General features: G+C 68.1%; 19 protein-coding genes and 2 tRNA genes. 4 read left to right on the top strand and 17 right to left on the bottom strand.

The window, feature by feature from the left end; translation table 11 throughout:
- Positions 1-263: 263 nt before the first annotated feature.
- From C8261_RS12115 to ybgC, 12 genes are all read right to left on the bottom strand, one after another.
- Positions 264-339 (bottom strand) — tRNA-Lys (locus C8261_RS12115).
- A gap of 38 nt (positions 340-377) precedes the next feature.
- A tRNA-Lys gene (locus C8261_RS12110) sits at positions 378-453 on the bottom strand.
- A gap of 58 nt (positions 454-511) precedes the next feature.
- Positions 512-1,618 (bottom strand): YeeE/YedE family protein, encoded by a 1,107-nt coding sequence (locus C8261_RS12105; RefSeq protein ID WP_107493978.1) that lies wholly within the window; start codon positions 1,616-1,618, stop codon positions 512-514.
- 392 nt (positions 1,619-2,010) lie between these two features.
- Complete coding sequence (gene queC / locus C8261_RS12100) at positions 2,011-2,703, bottom strand: 7-cyano-7-deazaguanine synthase QueC (RefSeq protein WP_107493977.1); 693 nt, start codon at positions 2,701-2,703, stop codon at positions 2,011-2,013.
- A gap of 93 nt (positions 2,704-2,796) precedes the next feature.
- Positions 2,797-3,459, bottom strand: coding sequence for a 7-carboxy-7-deazaguanine synthase QueE (queE, locus tag C8261_RS12095; protein WP_107493976.1), 663 nt, complete (start codon positions 3,457-3,459; stop codon positions 2,797-2,799).
- Positions 3,460-3,474: 15 nt separating this feature from the next.
- A complete protein-coding gene (gene ybgF, locus C8261_RS12090; RefSeq protein ID WP_328588081.1) occupies positions 3,475-4,188 on the bottom strand; it encodes a tol-pal system protein YbgF in 714 nt (237 codons plus the stop codon).
- Positions 4,188-4,706: a peptidoglycan-associated lipoprotein Pal gene (gene pal / locus C8261_RS12085; protein WP_107493974.1), complete on the bottom strand. Its 519-nt coding sequence runs from the start codon at positions 4,704-4,706 to the stop codon at positions 4,188-4,190. Before pal ends, ybgF begins: the two co-directional genes overlap by 1 nt.
- Positions 4,707-4,776: 70 nt before the next feature.
- The gene (gene tolB / locus C8261_RS12080) at positions 4,777-6,060 is read right to left on the bottom strand and encodes a Tol-Pal system beta propeller repeat protein TolB (RefSeq protein WP_107493973.1); all 1,284 of its coding nucleotides are present in this window, start codon (positions 6,058-6,060) and stop codon (positions 4,777-4,779) included.
- Positions 6,061-6,098: 38 nt separating this feature from the next.
- On the bottom strand, positions 6,099-6,941 hold the full coding sequence (locus tag C8261_RS12075; protein ID WP_107493972.1) for an energy transducer TonB: 843 nt from the start codon (positions 6,939-6,941) through the stop codon (positions 6,099-6,101).
- On the bottom strand, positions 6,938-7,351 hold the full coding sequence (gene tolR, locus C8261_RS12070; protein WP_107493971.1) for a protein TolR: 414 nt from the start codon (positions 7,349-7,351) through the stop codon (positions 6,938-6,940). Before tolR ends, C8261_RS12075 begins: the two co-directional genes overlap by 4 nt.
- Before the next feature lie 19 nt (positions 7,352-7,370).
- Positions 7,371-8,045, bottom strand: a complete 675-nt coding sequence (gene tolQ, locus C8261_RS12065; protein WP_107493970.1) for a protein TolQ — start codon at positions 8,043-8,045, stop codon at positions 7,371-7,373.
- Positions 8,042-8,500 (bottom strand): tol-pal system-associated acyl-CoA thioesterase, encoded by a 459-nt coding sequence (gene ybgC, locus C8261_RS12060; protein ID WP_181358938.1) that lies wholly within the window; start codon positions 8,498-8,500, stop codon positions 8,042-8,044. The genes tolQ and ybgC overlap by 4 nt, the downstream gene beginning before the upstream one ends.
- A gap of 291 nt (positions 8,501-8,791) precedes the next feature.
- Between ybgC and C8261_RS12055 the strand changes: the two genes are divergently transcribed.
- The 4 genes from C8261_RS12055 (at position 8,792) to C8261_RS12040 (ending at position 12,881) form a co-directional block, all read left to right on the top strand.
- On the top strand, positions 8,792-9,928 hold the full coding sequence (locus C8261_RS12055) for an STAS domain-containing protein (protein ID WP_235864911.1): 1,137 nt from the start codon (positions 8,792-8,794) through the stop codon (positions 9,926-9,928).
- A 77-nt stretch (positions 9,929-10,005) separates the two neighbouring features.
- On the top strand, positions 10,006-10,542 hold the full coding sequence (gene hslV / locus C8261_RS12050; RefSeq protein WP_107493968.1) for an ATP-dependent protease subunit HslV: 537 nt from the start codon (positions 10,006-10,008) through the stop codon (positions 10,540-10,542).
- A gap of 17 nt (positions 10,543-10,559) precedes the next feature.
- On the top strand, positions 10,560-11,894 hold the full coding sequence (gene hslU / locus C8261_RS12045) for an ATP-dependent protease ATPase subunit HslU (RefSeq protein ID WP_107493967.1): 1,335 nt from the start codon (positions 10,560-10,562) through the stop codon (positions 11,892-11,894).
- Between the two features lie 111 nt (positions 11,895-12,005).
- Positions 12,006-12,881, top strand: coding sequence for an AEC family transporter (locus C8261_RS12040; RefSeq protein WP_107493966.1), 876 nt, complete (start codon positions 12,006-12,008; stop codon positions 12,879-12,881).
- Positions 12,882-12,895: 14 nt separating this feature from the next.
- Here the strand turns inward: C8261_RS12040 and C8261_RS12035 are convergent, their stop codons facing one another.
- The 5 genes from C8261_RS12035 to cysN form a co-directional block, all read right to left on the bottom strand.
- Complete coding sequence (locus tag C8261_RS12035; RefSeq protein ID WP_107493965.1) at positions 12,896-13,822, bottom strand: hypothetical protein; 927 nt, start codon at positions 13,820-13,822, stop codon at positions 12,896-12,898.
- Positions 13,823-13,962: 140 nt separating this feature from the next.
- Positions 13,963-14,733 (bottom strand): slipin family protein, encoded by a 771-nt coding sequence (locus C8261_RS12030; RefSeq protein WP_107493964.1) that lies wholly within the window; start codon positions 14,731-14,733, stop codon positions 13,963-13,965.
- Between the two features lie 5 nt (positions 14,734-14,738).
- A complete protein-coding gene (locus C8261_RS12025) occupies positions 14,739-16,148 on the bottom strand; it encodes an NfeD family protein (RefSeq protein WP_107493963.1) in 1,410 nt (469 codons plus the stop codon).
- 149 nt (positions 16,149-16,297) lie between these two features.
- On the bottom strand, positions 16,298-16,690 hold the full coding sequence (locus C8261_RS12020; protein ID WP_107493962.1) for an RNA-binding S4 domain-containing protein: 393 nt from the start codon (positions 16,688-16,690) through the stop codon (positions 16,298-16,300).
- Positions 16,691-16,764: 74 nt separating this feature from the next.
- A complete protein-coding gene (gene cysN / locus C8261_RS12015; protein WP_107493987.1) occupies positions 16,765-18,045 on the bottom strand; it encodes a sulfate adenylyltransferase subunit CysN in 1,281 nt (426 codons plus the stop codon).
- Positions 18,046-18,156: the final 111 nt, after the last annotated feature.

Here is an 18,156-nt window from a genome sequence, read left to right as displayed (position 1 = left end):
GGGAGACGTCTCAGGGAGTCGGTCAGCGGCCCCGCTGCCGATGCCAGTCGATGTCCCTCCACCCCGGCTCCTCGCCTTCCTCCTACGAAGTAAAAGAGCCGGTATAGACCATACAAGCCTGTCGAAGCCCAGTCGGCACGAACGCCCTTCGACAAGCTCAGGGCGAACGGAATAGCGTATTTCGTTGCCGGGTTAATAGCTGTGCAAGCGATCCCCGCCTGCAAAGCAAAAGGCCAGCTCGTTGAGCTGGCCTTTTGGGTATCTGGTGGGGGCACTAGGACTCGAACCTAGGACCAATTGATTAAGAGTCAACTGCTCTACCAACTGAGCTATACCCCCGTTTCTTCTGCCGGATTCTACCCGAACGATAGAGCGGCTGGTAGGCCGTGCTGGGCTCGAACCAGCGACCAACGGATTAAAAGTCCGCTGCTCTACCAACTGAGCTAACGACCCGCCGAAGAGGGGCGCATTCTAGAAGAAGCCCGCACCCACGTCAAGCAAGGCCCTTCTCTCAGCCTTCGCGCATCATCAGCCAGTACTGCACCTTCATGGTGATCGCCGCACCGGCGATCAGCGCGACGGTGGTGAGGATGGAGCCCAGCGCCAGGGTGGAGAAGCCGGTGATGCCCTGGCCGACGGTGCAGCCGAAGGCGGTGACGCCACCGAAGCCCATCAGCATGGCGCCGACGATGTGGCGGATGAGGTCGGCGGGGTCGCGAAAGCTCTCGATGCGGAAGCTGCGCGTGGCCAGCGCGTAGAGCGCCGAGCCGGCGATCACGCCGAGTGCGCTGGCGATGCCGAAGGTGACGATGCGGCTGGTGTCGCTCCACAGCATCAGCAACTCCAGCGTGTAGGCAATGGGGGCGACGAAGGTGAAGGATTCGGCGCGCCCGCTGTTGGTGCCGATGAAGGCTTCCTCAAGGGTGTTGGGGTGCTCCTCGACGTAGCCGATGTGGCCGGAGACGTACCAGCCGGCGAGTACCACCAGGCCGACCACTACGCCGCCGAGCAGGACGTCGGCACTGCGGCTCTCGCGACTGGCGAGGGCGGCGATGAGCAGGGCGCCGCCGATGATCCCGGCGGCGGCGAGCAGCGCGGTGTCCGGCGCCATGCCGGCGGCGGCGAGCAGGCTGGGGATGTCCTGGCCGCTGTCGAGGTCGACGGCGACGCTGTCGAGCCAGCGCACCCGCCAGACGCCGAACAGGCCGCGCATGGTCATGTAGGCCGCCAGCCCGAGGAAGACGAAGACCACCAGCGACTTGAGATTGCCGCCGCCGATGCGGATCAGGGTCTTGCTGCCGCAACCCGAGGCCAGCGTCATGCCGACGCCGAAGGCGAGGCCGCCGAGGATGTTGGAGAACCAGATCAGCTTGCTGCCGGTGTAGATGGAGTGGCTGACGTCGAAGAGGCCGGCGAACTGCAGCGCGGCGGTGCCGAAGATGGCCACGGCGATGGCCAGCATCCACATCCGCATGCGCGTCCAGTCACCCATGTTGACGATGTCGGAGACCGCGCCCATGGTGCAGAAGTTGGTCTTGTTGCCGATCAGGCCGAACACCGCCCCGAGGCCGAAGGCCAGCCAGGCGATGGTGGAGGCGGCGACGATGTGTTCGTCCATGGTGTGCGCAGTCGCGATGGGGGAGTGCGGCGGATTCTAGCCCGTATTTCTCACCCTGGCACGTCGCGAGGGGGTCGAGGCGCCGTCGTGGTGCGCCGCACGGAGCGAGCGGCGCCGAGGGCGCAGCTGACACTACGTCGAGGCGGCGCGAGGGAGTACGGCCTGCCACGGCGAGCGTATCGGCACCCGCAGTAGGGACGGTGTGAGAAATGCAGCTATGAACCCGGCAATGAAATAGTCACTACCGTTCGTCCTGAGCCCTTCGGCTACGCTCAGGAGAGCCTTGTCGAAGGGCGTTCGTGCCGACCGGGCTTCGACAGGCTCAGCCCGAACGGTATTTGATTGCCGGGTTAATAGCTGCATCCGCGCCACGGGGATGCGCCGCTGGCCTCTCAGGGCAGTGTCTGGTAGGCGGTGGGGTCGGCGATGCCGGCGCTGGCGAAACCGGCGCGGCGCAGCCGGCAGGCCTCGCAGCGTCCGCAGGCACGCCCGCTGTCATCGGCCTGGTAGCAGGTCACGGTGAGGCCGTAATCGACCCCGAGGGCGCTGCCGCGGGTGATGATCTCGGCCTTGCTGAGGGCGATCAGAGGGGCGTGGATGCGCAGCCGGGCGCCTTCCACGCCACGCTTGGTGGCGAGGTTGGCCATGCGCTCGAAGGCTTCTATGTAGTCGGGGCGGCAGTCGGGGTAGCCGGAGTAGTCGACGGCGTTGACGCCGACGAAGATGTCGTTGGCGCCCAGCACCTCCGCCCAAGCCAGCGCGATCGACAGCATCACTGTGTTGCGCGCCGGTACGTAGGTCACCGGGATGCCGCTGCTGACTTCTTCACCCTCGGGGACCGGGATGGAGGCGTCGGTGAGCGCGGAACCACCGAACTGGCCCAGTTCGACGCGCGCGAGGCGATGTTCGCGGGCGCCGAGCGCTTCGGCGACGCGCCGCGAGGCGCTCAGCTCGGCGACGTGGCGCTGGCCGTAGGCCACCGACAGGGCGTAGCACTCGAAGCCCATGTCGCGGGCGATGGCGAGGCAGGTGGCGGAATCGAGGCCGCCGGAGAGCAGGACGATGGCGCGCGGGGTGTCGTTCATGAGCGGAGAGGTGGCGGTGGCGAGGCCGTCATTTTAGTGATCCCGCAGCGGAAAGCACCATCGCCGACCTCCGCTGACGTGCCCGGATGCCGTCTATTTGCCGCGGGCGTCGGCCCACAGCACCTTGTGCAGCTGCAGCTGGAAGCGCACCGGCAGGCGGTCGCGGACGATCCATTCGGCAAGGCTGGCGGGGTCGAGCTGGCCGGCGACCGGCGACAGCAGCACCTCGCAGCGTGCGGCGAGATCGTGGGCGGCGATCTGCTCACAGGCCCAGCGGTAATCGTCCTCGCCGGCGAGGACGATCTTGATCTCGTCGCCACGGCGCAGCAGGGCGAGGTTCTCCCAGCGGTTGCGCGCCGCCTCCCCGGAGCCCGGGGCCTTGAGGTCCATGATGCGGCTGACCCGCGCATCGACCGCGCCAATGTCGAGCGCGCCGCTGGTCTCCAGCGATACCGCATGGCCGGCGTCGCACAGCGCGCGCAGCAGTGCGGGGCAGTCCTTCTGCGCCAGTGGCTCGCCACCGGTGACACAGACGTGGCGCAGGCCGAAGGTGGCGACGGCGTTGACGATATCGTCGATGCTGCGCGTTTCGCCGCCCTGAAAGGCGTACTCGGTGTCGCACCACACGCAACGCAGCGGACAGCCGGTGAGGCGCACGAACACCGTCGGCAGGCCGACGCGGGTGGATTCACCCTGTATGGAGGCGAAGATCTCGCTCAGGCGCAGCCGCGGGCTGCGCCCGTCCGGGGCATTCATGTCGGCGTCGGAGCCTCAGCGCATGCCCAGGCGCTGGCGGGCGGCCTGCGCGGCGGTGCTGTCGGGGTAGCGTTCGACCACGGCCTGCAGCGTGCGCTGCGCGGCACGGCCATCGCCCAGCGCCTGCTGGCTGTTGGCCAGGCCTAGCATGGCGTCGGCGGCGACGGTGTCGGAAGGCCAGCGTGCCAGCACGGTGTTGAAGTGATTGGCCGCAGCGGAAACTTCCTTGGCCTGCAGGGCGGCGTTGCCGGCCCAGAAGAAGGCACTGGGCAGGTAGGCGCTGGCGGTGTGGGCGCTGGTGAAGGCCTCGAAGGCGAGCATCGCTTCGCGGAACTGTCCGCCCTTGAGCAGGTTCAGCGCGGCTTCGTACTCGGCCGCTTCGGTGGCGGGATCGCCGCCGCCGCCGCTGGCCTGGGCGCCGCCGGGATTCTCAAGGCGGCGCAGGCGGTCGTCGAGATCGACGTAGAAATCGCGCTGGCGCACGCGCAGTTGTTCGAACTCGTGCATCAGTACTTCGACCTGGCCGCGCAGGCGCGCGACCTCGGCGCGCAGCAGTTCGTTCTGGCTGGCCAGTTCGAACTGCGCGCTGCTGGTGGCCTCGAGCCGCTGGTTGACCTGTTCGCGCAGCTCGGCGACCTGACGTTGGGTCTCTCCGCCCCCGAACAACTGGGCGGAGGCCATGGTCGGCAGCGCGAGCAGCGCTACCAGCGGTACGAGGCCCCTCATCATCAGAACTCGCCCGAGTAGAGCATGTCGCCGCGACGGTTCTCGGCGAAGCAGTTTTCGGTGCGCTCGGTGCAGCGCGGCTTTTCTTCGCCGAGGCTGACCGATTCGATCTGTGCGTCGCTGGCGCCGAGCATGGTCAGGGCGCTGCGAATGGCGTCGGCGCGCTTCTGACCGAGGGCGAGGTTGTACTCGCGGCTGCCGCGCTCGTCGGTGTTGCCCTGGATGAGCATGCGCATCTGCGGGTTCTGCACCAGGAAGCGGGCGTGGGCTTCGACCAGCGGGCGGAACTCGGGCTTGATTACGAACTGGTCGAAATCGAAATGCACGCTGCGCTTGGAGAGGATGTTGTTGGGGTCGGTGAGTGCGGCGATGCCCGCGCCGCTCACTTCGGGGGTGGTCACGGTGGCGACGCCGGCGCCGCTGCGGTCGACGACGGCAGCACCTTGCGGTTCGGTGGGGCCACTGCTGCTGCAGGCAGCGAGCAGGGCGGCGAGCAGGGCGGGAAGGACGAGCTTCTTCATGTGAAGGATCTCCGGTTCGGTCTGGAACGATGGATGGTTGTTGACTGTGAGGGTGCTACGGGAAAAACCGTCATGGGCGCGGCAGCGGCCCCCAGGCCGGTTCGCGGACGTCGGCGGCCTGCACCGAAAGGCGCTGGCGCACCCGGCCGTCGGCGGACACCGCCGCCAGCACGCCGCGGCCACCGCTCTCGGAGGCGTAGAGGATCATGCGGCCGTTGGGGGCGAAGGAGGGGGATTCGTCACGGCCTGAATCGGTCAGCACCAGGGTCTGGCGCGAGTTGAGATCAAGCAGGGCGACCTGGAAGCGGCCGTCGCGGCGGGTGATGTAGGCCAGGCTGCGGCCGTCCGGCGAAGGGCGCGGGGTGACGTTGTAGCTGCCGTCGAAGGTGATGCGCTGGGCGTTGCCGCCGGCCACCGGGATGCGGTAGATCTGCGGGCTGCCGCCGCGGTCGGAGGTGAAGTAGATCCATTGGCCGTCGGGCGAGAAGGCCGGCTCGGTGTCGATACCGCTGGAGGAGGCGACGCGGCGTACTCCGGAGCCGTCGGCATTGATCAGATAGAGCTGGGAGAGGCCGTCCTTGGTCAGGACCACGGCAAGCTGGCGGCCGTCCGGCGACCACGCCGGCGCGGAGTTGGAGCCCTTGAAGTTGGCCACCACCTGGCGCTGTCCGCTGGCCAGGGTGTGGATGTACACCACCGGCTTCTTGGCTTCGAAGGAAACGTAGGCCAGGCGCTGGCCGTCCGGCGCCCACGACGGCGAAATGATCGGCTCGCGCGAGACCAGCGCGGCCTGCGGGTTCTCGCCATCGGCGTCGGCGATCTGCAGTTCGAAGCGCGCGCCGCTCTTCACCACGTAGGCGATGCGGGTGGAGAAGTAGCCGGGCTGGCCGGTGAGCTTCTCGTACACGAAATCGGCAATGCGGTGCGCGGTGGCGCGATTCTGCTGCGGCGCCATGCGCAGGGCCTGGCCGCCGAGCTCGGTCTGGCGCTGGGCGTCGTAGAGGCGGAAGCGCACTTCGAAGAGGCCGCCGGGCAGGGCCACCACGGTGCCGGTGAGCACGGCGTCGGCACCGCGGCTGCGGAAGCCGGCGAGATCGGGCACGGTGGATGCGGAGAGGGCGATGGGGCCGACGTCCACCATGCTGAACAGGCCGCTGCGTTCGAGGTCGGCGCGGATGACGTCGGTGATGCCGCGCGGCAGGGCGCTTTCGCTCTCGAAGATGGGCACCACCACCGGCATGCGGGTGGCGCCCGCACCAGTGATCTCGATGCTGAGCTGGGCCTGGGCGGCAAGGGCCACGCCGGCAAGGAGGCTGGCGAGGACGAGGCGAAGGGTCGAAATGAGCTTGATCATGGCGGCTATGGCTTTGAATTCTATATCAACTGTCGCGATCAGTCGTTCTCAAGAGGTCTGAACTTGAGTTCGAGCGTACGCTGGAACAAGGCGCGGTTCTCGGGCAGCGGCAAGGGGCTGGAGCGCAGGATGGCGCGCTCGATGGCGTCGTCCAGGGCCGGGATGCCGGAGGAGCGGCGCAGGCGCACGCTGAGCACCTCGCCGGAAGGCAGCTGGTCGACCATGAAGATGGCCTCCGGGTTGCCTTGCAGGCCCGGCGGGGGCAGCAGGTTGCCGCGCACCTTGGCGCGGATGGCAGCTTGGTAGGCGTCGAGCTGGGCGGCCGAGCGTGCGGCGGCGGCGCGCGCCTCGCTCTCGCGCAGCACGCGCTCCATGTCCGCACGCTGGGCCTCTTCGGCGAGCAGGCGCTCCATGTAGTCGTCGCGCGCCGGCTGGGGCTGAGGTGCCGGCCGCGGCTGCGGCGGCGCCGGTTGCGGGCGGGGTTCGGGTTTCGGCGGCTCGGGCTTGGGCGGTTCCGGTTGCGGCTGCGGACGCGGGGCCGGTTTCGGCGGCTCGGGGGCGCGCGTCACCACTTCCGGCGGCGGGGCGGGTTGGGGTGCAGGCTTGGGGGGCTCGGGAGCGGGCCGGGGTGGTTGCGGGGCAGGTTTCGGCGGTTCCACGACCGGCTTGGGCGGCTGCGGTCGCGGTGCCGGCTGCGGTCGCGGCGCGGGGGTGGGCGCCGGGGCGTTGACCAGCGTCACCTCCAGACTGCCGGGGGTCTCGCTCTGCCAGCGCAGGCCGAAGAACAGGAACGCCGCCAGGGCCGAGTGCACGGCTACCGTGAGCAGCAGCGCGGCCCACTTGCCGGGCGGCTGCGGGCGTTGTTCGATGGCCCAGTTCATCGCCCGTTGCCACTGGCGGCAGTCTGCAGGCTGACCTTGCTGACCCCGGCGCGGCGCACCGCCTCCAGCACGTCGATGACGGTCTGGTAGGGCAGGGTCTTGTCGGCGGCGATAAGGAAGGTCTGCTCGGGGTTGGCGGCCAGCGCCTCGGCGAGGAAGCGCTGGAACTCGAGATCGGTGAGCTTGCGTTCGGCGGCGTTGGCGGTGGCGCGGACCGACAGGCTGCGATCGGCGTCGACGGCGATCACCACCGCCTCGGTAGGCGGCGTAGACACCGCTCCGGCGGTGGGCACGTCGATGTTGCCGGTCTGGATCATCGGCGCGGTGACCATGAAGATCACCAGCAGCACCAGCATCACGTCGATGTAGGGCACGACGTTGATCTGGTTCATCAGGCGGCGCTGGCGCATCGTCTAAATCTCCGCAGCCTCAGCGCAACTGGCGCTGGAGGATGTTGGAGAACTCCTCCATGAAGCTCTCGAAGCGGATGCCGATGCGGTCGATGTCGTGGGCGAAGCGGTTGTACGCCACGACCGCGGGAATCGCCGCGAAGAGGCCAATGGCGGTGGCCACCAGCGCTTCGGCGATGCCCGGGGCGACGTGCGAGAGCGTCGCCGAGGTCATGTTGGACAGACCGCGGAAGGAATTCATGATCCCCCACACGGTGCCCAGCAGGCCGATGTAGGGCGATACCGAGCCGACCGAGGCGAGGAAGGCGAGGTGGGCTTCGAGGTCGTCCACCTCACGCTGGTAGGTGGCGCGCATGGCGCGCCGTGAGCCTTCGATGATGGCGTCGTGGTCGTGGCTCTTGGCGCGCAGCTTGGTGTATTCGCGGTAGCCGGCTTCAAAGATGCGCTCCATGCCGCCGGCGTGATGGCGCGACGCGGTGGCCGACTGATAGAGCGCATTGAGGTCGCCGCCGCTCCAGAAGTCGCGTTCGAACTCAAGCGTGCGCGTGCGCGCGGCGCGGATCTGGAAGGCCTTGCGGAAGATCCAGTACCACGACACCAGCGACAGGCCGGCCAGCAGGGCCATGACGAGCTGGACGAGGAGGCTGGCCTCGGCGATCAGGCTGAGGATGGAGAGGTCTTGAGTGACGGTCATGCTGGCGCGAGTCGCGAAAGTTGGGTTCTGAGCTCGGGGGGCATGGCGGCAGGCTTGCGGCGCTGCCAGTCCACGCAGGCGATTGTGACCTGCGCTTCGAACAGACGTTCGCTGCCGCGGACGATCTGCTGATTGAACTCGATGCTGGCGCGGCCCAGGTGGGCAATGCGCGAGACCACCCGCAGGGCGTCGTCGAGCACGGCCGGGAGGAGGTAGTCGGCATTCACCGAACGTACGACGAAGGCGAGACCGCTTTCGGCGAGCAGTTGCTGCTGCGAGAAGCCCGCCTCACGCAGCCATTCGGTGCGCGCGCGTTCGCAGAAACGCAGGTAATTGGCGTAGTACACCACGCCGGCAGCGTCGGTGTCTTCATAGTAGACGCGCACCGGCCAGATGAAGCCGGGAGGCTGTGGGGCAGGGGGGCGGCGGTCGGCTGGAGGTCGTACGAGGTGCATCGGCGCATTCTAGCTGAGGTGCAGCGCAGTGCAGCATGGCGCGACGGTGGCAGGGGGTGGAAATGCTCTCAAAAGGTAAGTTGCTGTGTCGGAACGGGGGGAATTGCTGTTCCTGTAGCGGAAATGGGTGGCGATGGCCTCCAAACATGTTTGCGAAGGTGCTATTCTCTTAGCCCGCTTCGCCCGCCGTTGTGCGGTGCGGCGGGGCTGTTGCAACCCTTTTCGGCACGGACAGGACAGCGCGTGGTTCTTCCCTTCTTTGGCAGGAAGTCATCTACCGACACCGGCGGCGTGGGCAAACGCGACGCCGGTCGGGGCAGTGCTGACGATGCCCGCCAGGGGCAGCCCAAGCCACCGCCTACCGAGCTCTCCTCGCTCGACTTTACCGGCGGCGACATTCCCCATGCGCTGGCCCAGTGTGCCGGACTGGTGGAAGTGCAGGAGATGGATGCCGGCGTCGGTGCGGTGTATGAGGAAGCTGCCGTGCTCTACGCCAATGGCGATACCGAGGAAGCGGAAAAGGTTCTCGACGCGGTGATCGACGACCCCGCCGCCAGTGCCGGCGAGGGGCTGTGGATGATGCTTCTCGACCTCTACCGTCTCACCGGCAAGCGCCAGCGCTTCGAGTCCCGCGTGCTCGACTACGCCACCCGTTTCGAGCGCTCGCCACCGCCCTGGGAGGATCTCTCCAGCCAGCGCACGGCCGGCCGCGGCGATGCCGCGCCGCTGGTCAATCTGGCCGGCAGCCTGAGCAGCAAGGCCAGCGCGCAGTTCCAGCAGATTGGCGTCATCGGCCGCAAGAGCGGCGCGATCCGCATTGATCTGGCCCGCCTGCGCGCGGTGGACGATGCCGGCTGCAAGCTGTTCTTCGACCTCCTCCGCCAGTTGGCCGCCGACCGCGTCAAGGTGGCGGTGCTCAACTGCCAGCAGCTGGTGAACATGCTGGCCGGCCAGGTCAGCCCGGGACAGGCAGAGAACCGCGAGATCTGGCTGCTGCTGCTGGAGATGCTGCAGTACACCGGCGAGCAGGACCGCTTCGAGGAACTGGCGGTGGATTACGCGGTGACTTTCGAGGAGTCGCCGCCGTCGTGGGAACCGCGCGCCCAGCCGGTGCAGGGTGCCGCGGCCGACAGCGGGGCGCCCTGCAAGAGCGCCGATGGTCCCCGCCTGGAAGGGGTGATCACCGGCGCGCAGGCCGACAGCATCCGCAAGCTGGCGGCGTTTGCCGCCGACAAGCAGGCCGTCGAGGTGGACTGTGCGCAGCTGCGCCGCATCGACTTCGTCAGCGCCGGCACCCTGTTCAACATCCTCGCCACCCTGCAGGCGCAGGGCAAGCTGGTGGTGTTGCAGAACGTCAATGCCATGGTCGGGGCCCTGTTGCGGGTGATGGGCGTGGACCAGGTGGCGCAGGTGATGCTGCGCAGTTGAGCCTTCACTGCCGGCTGCGGCCGGCATGCATCAATTCACGATGCGGGCCGCCGGCTGCCCGCGCAGGACGGATACCCATGGAACAGTTTCGCGGCACCACCATTCTCTCGGTGCGACGGGGCAATCGCGTCGCCCTCGGTGGCGACGGCCAGGTCACCCTTGGCAACATCGTCATCAAGGCCAGCGCGCGCAAGGTGCGCCGCCTCTACCAGGAGCGCATCCTCGCCGGTTTTGCCGGTGGCACCGCGGATGCCTTTACCCTTTTCGAGCGCTTCGAGGCCAAGCTCGAAAAGCACCAGGGCAATCTTCTGCGCAGTGCCGTCGAGCTTGCCAAGGACTGGCGCACCGACCGCATGCTGCGCCGCCTGGAGGCCATGCTGGCGGTGGCCGACCGCGACAACTCGCTGGTGATCACCGGCAATGGCGACGTGCTCGAACCGGAGTACGGCATCGTCGCCATCGGCAGCGGTGGCGCGTTCGCACAGTCGGCCGCGCGCGCGCTGCTGGAGAACACCGAGCTCGCCCCCGAGGATATCGTCCGCAAGTCGCTGTCGATCGCCGGCGACCTGTGCATCTACACCAACCACAGCCACGTCATCGAGACGCTGGACTGAACGACGCTGCTGCCGCCATGACCCAGATGACCCCACCGGAGATCGTCTCCGAACTCGACAAGCACATCGTCGGCCAGGCGCGTGCCAAGAAGGCCGTTGCCATCGCCTTGCGCAACCGCTGGCGGCGTGCCCAGGTGAGCGAACCGCTGCGTTCCGAGATCACGCCCAAGAACATCCTCATGATCGGCCCCACCGGGGTCGGCAAGACCGAGATCGCCCGCCGCCTGGCGCGGCTGGCCAATGCGCCCTTCATCAAGATCGAGGCGACCAAGTTCACCGAGGTTGGTTACGTCGGCCGCGACGTCGACACCATCATCCGCGACCTGGTCGAGATCGCCGTCAAGGATGGCCGCGAGCGCGCCATGCGGACGGTGCGCGACCGTGCGCTGGATGCCGCCGAGGACCGCGTCCTCGACGCCCTGCTGCCACCGGCGCGGGCGGTGGGCTTCAACGCCGAGCCCGAGCCGACGCCTGATAACGCGACGCGGCAGAAATTCCGCAAGAAGCTGCGCGAAGGTGAGCTCGACGACAAGGAGATCGAACTCGAAGTCGCCGCTCCCTCGATGCAGGCCGAGATCTTCGCGCCCCCGGGGATGGAGGAACTCACCCAGCAGATCCAGGGCATGTTCCAGAATCTCGGCGGCGGCAAGAAGAAGCTGCGCAAGCTGAAGATCGCCGAGGCCATGAAGCTGCTCGCCGACGAGGAGGCCGTGCGCCTGATCAACGACGAGGAGGTGAAGGCGGCCGCCGTGCGCGCAGTGGAGCAGAACGGCATCGTCTTCCTCGACGAGATCGACAAGATCGCCGCGCGCAGCGATGCCCACGGCGCCGACGTCTCGCGCCAGGGCGTGCAGCGCGACCTGCTGCCGCTGGTCGAGGGCACCACGGTGTCCACCAAGTACGGCATGATCAAGACCGATCACATCCTGTTCATCGCCAGCGGCGCCTTCCATCTCTCCAAGCCTTCCGACCTGATCCCGGAGCTGCAGGGCCGCTTCCCCATCCGCGTCGAGCTGGAATCGCTGTCGGTAGAGGATTTCGAACGCATTCTCACCCAGACCGACGCCTGCCTCACCCGCCAGTACGTTGCCCTGCTCGAAACCGACGGCGTCACCCTGAGCTTTGCCGATGCCGGTATCCGGCGGCTGGCGGAGATCGCCTACCAGGTCAATGAGCGCACCGAGAACATCGGCGCGCGGCGCCTTTATACGGTGATGGAAAAGCTCCTTGAAGAGGTTTCCTTCGACGCCGGCAAGGTCGGCCTGGAGCGTGTCGACATCGACGCCGCCTATGTCGATGAGCGCCTGGAAGCCCTCTCCCAGCGCGAGGATCTCGCCCGCTACGTGCTGTAAGGCGCTGCGGCGCGCGCGGCGTATCGGTCGATGCGCCGCCAACTGTGCCGGGGGGCGGGCGGTTGCCCGCGGCTACACTGTGGCGTTCGCCCGCGCCCAGGCCGCCCGCCCATGTTGATCCGCATCGTCGCCATCCTCTTTCCGCTCTTCGCCATCACCGCGCTCGGCTATCTCGTCGGCCGGCGCACGCGGCCGGACCTCAGCCACGCCAACAAGCTCAACATGGACGTCTTCGTGCCGGCGCTGGTCTTTGCCGCGCTGGCCAACAAGGAGTTCAGGATTGCCGACTTCGTGCCGCTGACCCTGGCCACGCTGGTGGTGGTGATCGGCTCCGGGCTGGCGGCGTGGGCACTGGCGCGGGCCAGCGGGATGGCGACAAAGACCCTGGTGCCGCCGATCATGTTCAACAACTGTGGCAACCTCGGTCTGCCGCTGGCGGTGCTGGCCTTCGGCGAGATGGCTCTGGCGCCGGCGGTGGTGATGTTCATGGTCTCCAACCTGCTGCATTTTTCCTTCGGCGCCTGGCTGCTCGACCACCGCATCAGCCTGTGGACGGTGTGGAAGGTACCGTCGGTACTGGCTACCCTGGCGGGGCTGGCGGTGGGTATCGCCGCCATCGAGATCTGGCCACCGTTGATGATCGCCATCCGCATGCTCGGCGACATCTCCATCCCGCTGATGCTCTTTGCCCTCGGCGTGCGCCTGGCCGATTCGCGCATCGATGCCGTGGGGGCGGGTCTGTTTGCCGCGCTGGCGCGGCCGCTGGTGGGGATGGCGCTGGCCTGGGGGGTGATGCAGTTCTTCGATCTGCCGCCGCGCGAACAGGCCCTGCTGCTGGTCTTCGGCGCCCTGCCGCCGGCGGTGCTGAACTACATCTTTGCCGAGCGCTACCACCAGGAACCCGGCAAGGTCGCCTCAATGGTGCTGCTCGGCAACCTCGCCGCCTTGATCTTCCTGCCCGTGGCGCTCGCCCTGGTCCTCGACTGAGATTCGGAGGACGTTCAGATGACGATGTAGCGGTGGGCGACGCTTTCGCGGCTCACCGCGGCAAGCGCCTCCTCGCGCTCGAAGCGGATCACGCAGATCGGCCAGCGCCGCCGGTCGGCACCGACCAGGGCGGGCAGCTCGAGTTTCTGCAGGCCGCGCTGGGCGGGGTCGCTGTGGGGCATGATGACGGTGGCGTCGTCGTGGCCCATTTCCAGGCGCAGGTGTGCCTGCGGGGCGTTCAACCAGGCCACCAGGCCGTCGAGCAGGCCGCCCGGGCTGAGGTCGGAGGCGAGCATGGCGTGGGCTTCGTCGGCGCCGTTGGCGTCGTCGTCGCTGGCGACCTCACGCAGCAGTTCGCGTTCGCTGTGCATGAGCTTCTTGCAACGGCGCAGATTCTGAACCTGGTTGAGGAAGCCGTGGCGCAGGCTGTCGAAGGCGGCGGCGGCGAACTGCTGGCGTACGGCGTCCTCGCTGTCGTCGAGGCTGCGCACGGTATGGTCGGCAAAGCGCGGTTTGCTCCACCCCGCCGGCAGCGCTTCACCGTTGGTCCGCGGAGCGGCGCTGACGCGCTGGCGCATGCCGAGCAGGGCATACACTTCCGCGTTGCCGTTGGCGGTGAATTCGTGGATGCGGTCGCGCACTTCGACGCTGCGCCCGAAGGCGGTGCCGATGTCCTCGCGTTGAGGGAAGAGTGCGCTGATCAGCGGGTCGCTGCCGTGGTTGCCATGGCCCACGGCGTAGGGGCCGGGCACCGCAGTGGCGAGGCGGGTGCAGTAATCGTGGGCGTGGTGCGCCGCCGGTTCGAGCCTGCTGCGGTAGTCGGGCAGTTCGAAGATCGCCGGTTCGAGGATCTCGATGAAGCGATCCATGTGCCAGGCCACGCCCTGTTCATCCTGCTGGGCGCCGCCGAAGAGGGCGCGCAGCTTGCCGATCATGTTCATCCCGTTTCCCCGCTTGCCGCCGGCCATGGTCGGCGGCCTGTCCATGCCGAGCGGGTATGTTGCGCCGAAGTCGCACCCGCGTAAAGCCCTGAACGCGCGATTGTGCCCGAAAACGACGGCCCTCGCAGGCGCTTTGCCTGCTATTCCTTTCTGGATAGGCCGCGATCGCCCCCGAGGGCCTGCAGCAGATCCACCGGCACCGGGAAGACGAGGGTGGAGGATTTGTCGCCGGCAACCTGGGTAAGAGTCTGCAGGTAACGCAGCTGCATTGCCGCGGGTTGGCGCGAGAGCATCTCGGCGGCCTCCATGAGGGTTTCCGCGGCCTGCTTCTCGCCTTCGGCGTGGATCACCTTGGCACGGCGCTCGCGCTCGGCCTCGGCCTGGCGGGCGATGGCCCGCACCATGGTCTCGTTGAGGTCGATGTGCTTGATTTCCACATTGGCGACCTTGATGCCCCAGGCGTCGGTCTGCGAATCGAGGATCTGCTGCACGTCGTTGTTGAGCTTCTCGCGTTCGGACAGCATCTCGTCGAGCTCGTGCTTGCCGAGTACCGCGCGCAGCGTGGTCTGGGCGAGCTGGCTGGTCGCCATCAGGTAGTCCTCGACCTGGATGATGGCCTTCTCGGGGTCGACGACGCGGAAATACACCACCGCGTTGACCTTCACCGACACGTTGTCGCGCGAGATCACGTCCTGGCTAGGCACGTCCATGGTGACCACGCGCAGGTCCACGCGCACCATCTGCTGCAGACCGGGGATGACGATGATGAGGCCCGGGCCCTTCACCTTCCAGAAGCGTCCGAGCATGAAGATCACCGCGCGCTCGTACTCGCGCAGGATCTTCAGCGCCGAGACGGCCAGGAACAGCAGCAGGATGAGCAGCGGGGCAATGCCGAGGTTGAAGTCCAGCATGGTGATTACCTCCGGGTCTGGGGTGGTTCGTCGTGGGAGACCTGCAGGATGAGGCCGTCGATGGCGGTGACGGTGACCGCCTCGCCGCTGCACAGTGCTTCCTTGCTGCGCGCGCGCCAGTTCTCGCCGTGGATGTGGATCCAGTGGTCGCCGTCGCCGATCGGCGCGCCGATCACGCCGCGGGCGCCGATCAGCTCCTCGCGGCCGCTGACCACGCGGCGCTGTCGGCTCTTCACGGCGAAGGCACCGATGGCAATGATGAGCGCCGCGCTGGCCAGCGCGAGGCCGACGATGAAGGACAGCGGCAGACCGAAACCGGGTACCTCGCCGTCGACCAGAAACAGCCCGCCGACGATGAAGGCGATGATGCCGCCGATGCCCAGCACCCCGAAGCTGGGGGCGAAGGCCTCGGCCAGCATCAGCGCCGCGCCGATGGCGATCAGCGCCACGCCGGCCCAGTTCACCGGCAGCAACTGGAAGGCGTAGAGCGCGATCAGCAGGCAGATCGCGCCGGCCACACCGGGCACGCCGAAGCCCGGACTGGTGAACTCGAAGAACAGGCCATAGATGCCGATCATCATCAGGATCAGCGCCAGCTGGGGGTTGGCCAGTGCGGCGAGGATGCGGTTGCGCAGGTCGGGTTCGAGGCGTTCGATGCGCGCATCGGCGAGAGCCAGGGTGAGGCGTTCGCCGCTGACCAGTTCCACCGTGTGGCCGTCAAGCTGGCGCAGCAGGGCGGGCAGGTCGGCGGCGACGATGTCGATCACACCCGCGGCGAGCGCCTCCTCGGCCGACAGGCTGGCGGCTTCGCGCACCGCGCGTTCGGCAAAGTCGGCATCACGTCCGCGCAGTTGGGCCAGACCGCGGATGTAGGCGGCGGCGTCATTGACCGCCTTGGCGCTCATCGCCTCGCCGCCGGCGGGCGCGCGCGGGCGGTCGGCGCCGTCCGGCCCGGCGGGCTCGCGCGCCGGTCTGCCGCCGGCGTCGCCCATGCCGATGGCGACCGGTGTCGCGGCACCGAGATTGGTGGCTGGCGCCATGGCGGCGATGTGGCTGGCGTAGAGGATGTAGGTGCCGGCACTGGCGGCGCGGGCGCCTTCCGGATGGACGAAGGTGGCGACCGGCACGGTGGCGGCGAGGATGTCCTTGATGATCGCGCGCATCGAGGTGTCCAGCCCGCCCGGGGTATCGAGCTCGATCACCAGCAGGGCCGCGCCGTCCGCGCTGGCGCGGCGCAGGGCGCGATGCACAAGGTCGGCGGTGGCCGGGCCGATGACGCCGTCTACGCGCACGCTGAGCACCTGCACCGGCGGCGACGGCTGCGGGGCAGTGGTGGCGTAGGCCAGCAGGCTGCCGATGAGCAGCGCAGCGGCAGCGAGCAGGCGGCGGAACGGCAGGGGGGCGTGCAACCGCATCGAAGCCTCCGTGACAGCGGGTGCGGCGCGACAGCGGCGCGCACCATCCGCTGGGTATGAGTTTAGTCCGGCGCAGACGTTCCGCCAGGCCCGGTGCAGTTGGGTGAGTTCTGCCGCGCGCTCCCGCGCGACGATCTCCGCGACGGTCCTCAGTCGCTGCGGAAGCGCTCGATGCGGCGGCGGTCGCGCTTGGTCGGGCGGCCGTGCAGGTCGGCGCCGGGCGGCGGGGCGAGGCGCCGCTGTTCGCGTTGCAGCTCGCGGCGGGCGCGGCTCTCCGGTGTTTCCTCGTACAGCGTCTGGGCGACGCTGGCCGGGCCGCGTTTGTCGGCAATGGCGCGCACGGTGACGACGAAGTGCTGTTCGCCGACGGTGATCTCCACCATGTCGCCGGGCTTGACCTCGCGTGACGGTTTCACGGCGAGGCCGTTGAGCCGCACCTTGCCGCCGTCAACGGCCTCGGTGGCGCCGCTGCGGTGCTTGAAGAAGCGCGCCGCCCACAGCCACTTGTCGAGGCGGGTGCGGGGCAGGGTGGGGTCGGTCATGTGGGGGCCCGGATCGGCAATGTGCAGGTGCCGATTGTCGCAGACCCGGGGGTGGCTGTGCCCCCGGGTCCTGTTCAGCCGATCATGCCGGCGCCGACGGTGTTGTTGGTGCTCTCGTCGATGATGATGAAGGCGCCGGTGGCGCGGTTGTCGGCGTAGGGGTCGGCGACGATGGGCTGGGCGAGCTTGAGGGTGATCCGCGCGATGTCGTTCATCGCCAGCTGGCCGGCCTCTTCGTGCGCCAGGGTGTTGACGTCCACCCGGTGGGCGATCTTCGCCACCTTGGCCTTCACCTCGCGGGTGGTGTGGCGCACCAGGTAGGTACGCGCCGGGCTCATCGGCGTCTCCGACAGCCAGCACACGGTGGCGTCGATCTGCTTCACCGGCTCGGGCGCCTCGGCCGACTTGACGATCAGGTCGCCGCGCGAGATGTCGATCTCGTCTTCCAGCAGCAAGGTCACCGACTGCTCGTGGATGGCGCGCTCCTGGCGCACGCCGCCGATCTCGATCGCCTTCACCCGGCTCGCTGCGCCCGAGGGCAGCACGGTGACCGCGTCGCCCACGGCGACCTCGCCCGACTCCACCCGCCCCATGAAGCCGCGGTAGTCGTGCAGTTCCGGGTTGGCCGAATCCTGCGGGCGGCAGACGAACTGCACCGGGAAGCGGAAGTCCTCGGCCTGCTCGGTGTGCGCGGCGGGCACGGCTTCGAGGATCTCCAGCAGGGTGGGGCCGTCGTACCAGCCCAGGCGCTCGCCACGCTCGACGATCATGTCGCCGGCCAGCGCGGAGATCGGGATGAAGCGCACGTCCTTGATGCCGAGCTTGTCGGCGAAGGCGAGGTAGTCGGCCTTGATGCGCTCGAAAGCGGCCTGCTCGTAGTCCACCAGGTCCATCTTGTTCACCGCCACCAGCAGGTGCGGGATGCCGACCAGGCTGGCAAGGTAGGAGTGCCGCCGGGTCTGGGTGAGCACGCCCTTGCGCGCATCGACCAGGATGATGGCCAGGTTGGCGGTAGACGCGGCGGTGACCATGTTGCGGGTGTACTGCTCGTGGCCGGGCGCATCGGCGATGATGTACTTGCGCGTGCCGGTGGAGAAGTAGCGGTAGGCCACGTCGATGGTGATGCCCTGCTCGCGCTCGGCCTGCAGGCCGTCGGTGAGCAGCGACAGGTCCACCGCGCTCATGCCGCGCTTGGCCGAGGTCTTCTCGATGGCGTTGAGGGTGTCGGCGAGGATGGTCTTGCTGTCGAACAGCAGGCGGCCGATCAGCGTGCTCTTGCCGTCATCCACGCTGCCGCAGGTCAGGAAGCGCAGCAGGCCGTTGTCGATTTCCGGCAGGTGTTCGGGGGCGGACATGGTCATGATTCCTGTAATGCTTTGAGTTCGGTGCGGGGTGGCGAGCTTTTCTCCTCCCCCTTCAAGGGGGAGGCCGGGAGGGGGATGGGTTTCGGTTCAGCGCCCGGGAAA

It is taken from the genome of Pseudothauera lacus (genome assembly GCF_003034845.1).
Classification (GTDB): Bacteria; Pseudomonadota; Gammaproteobacteria; order Burkholderiales; family Rhodocyclaceae; genus Pseudothauera; species Pseudothauera lacus.
This window is presented reverse-complemented; position numbering and strand designations above follow the sequence as displayed.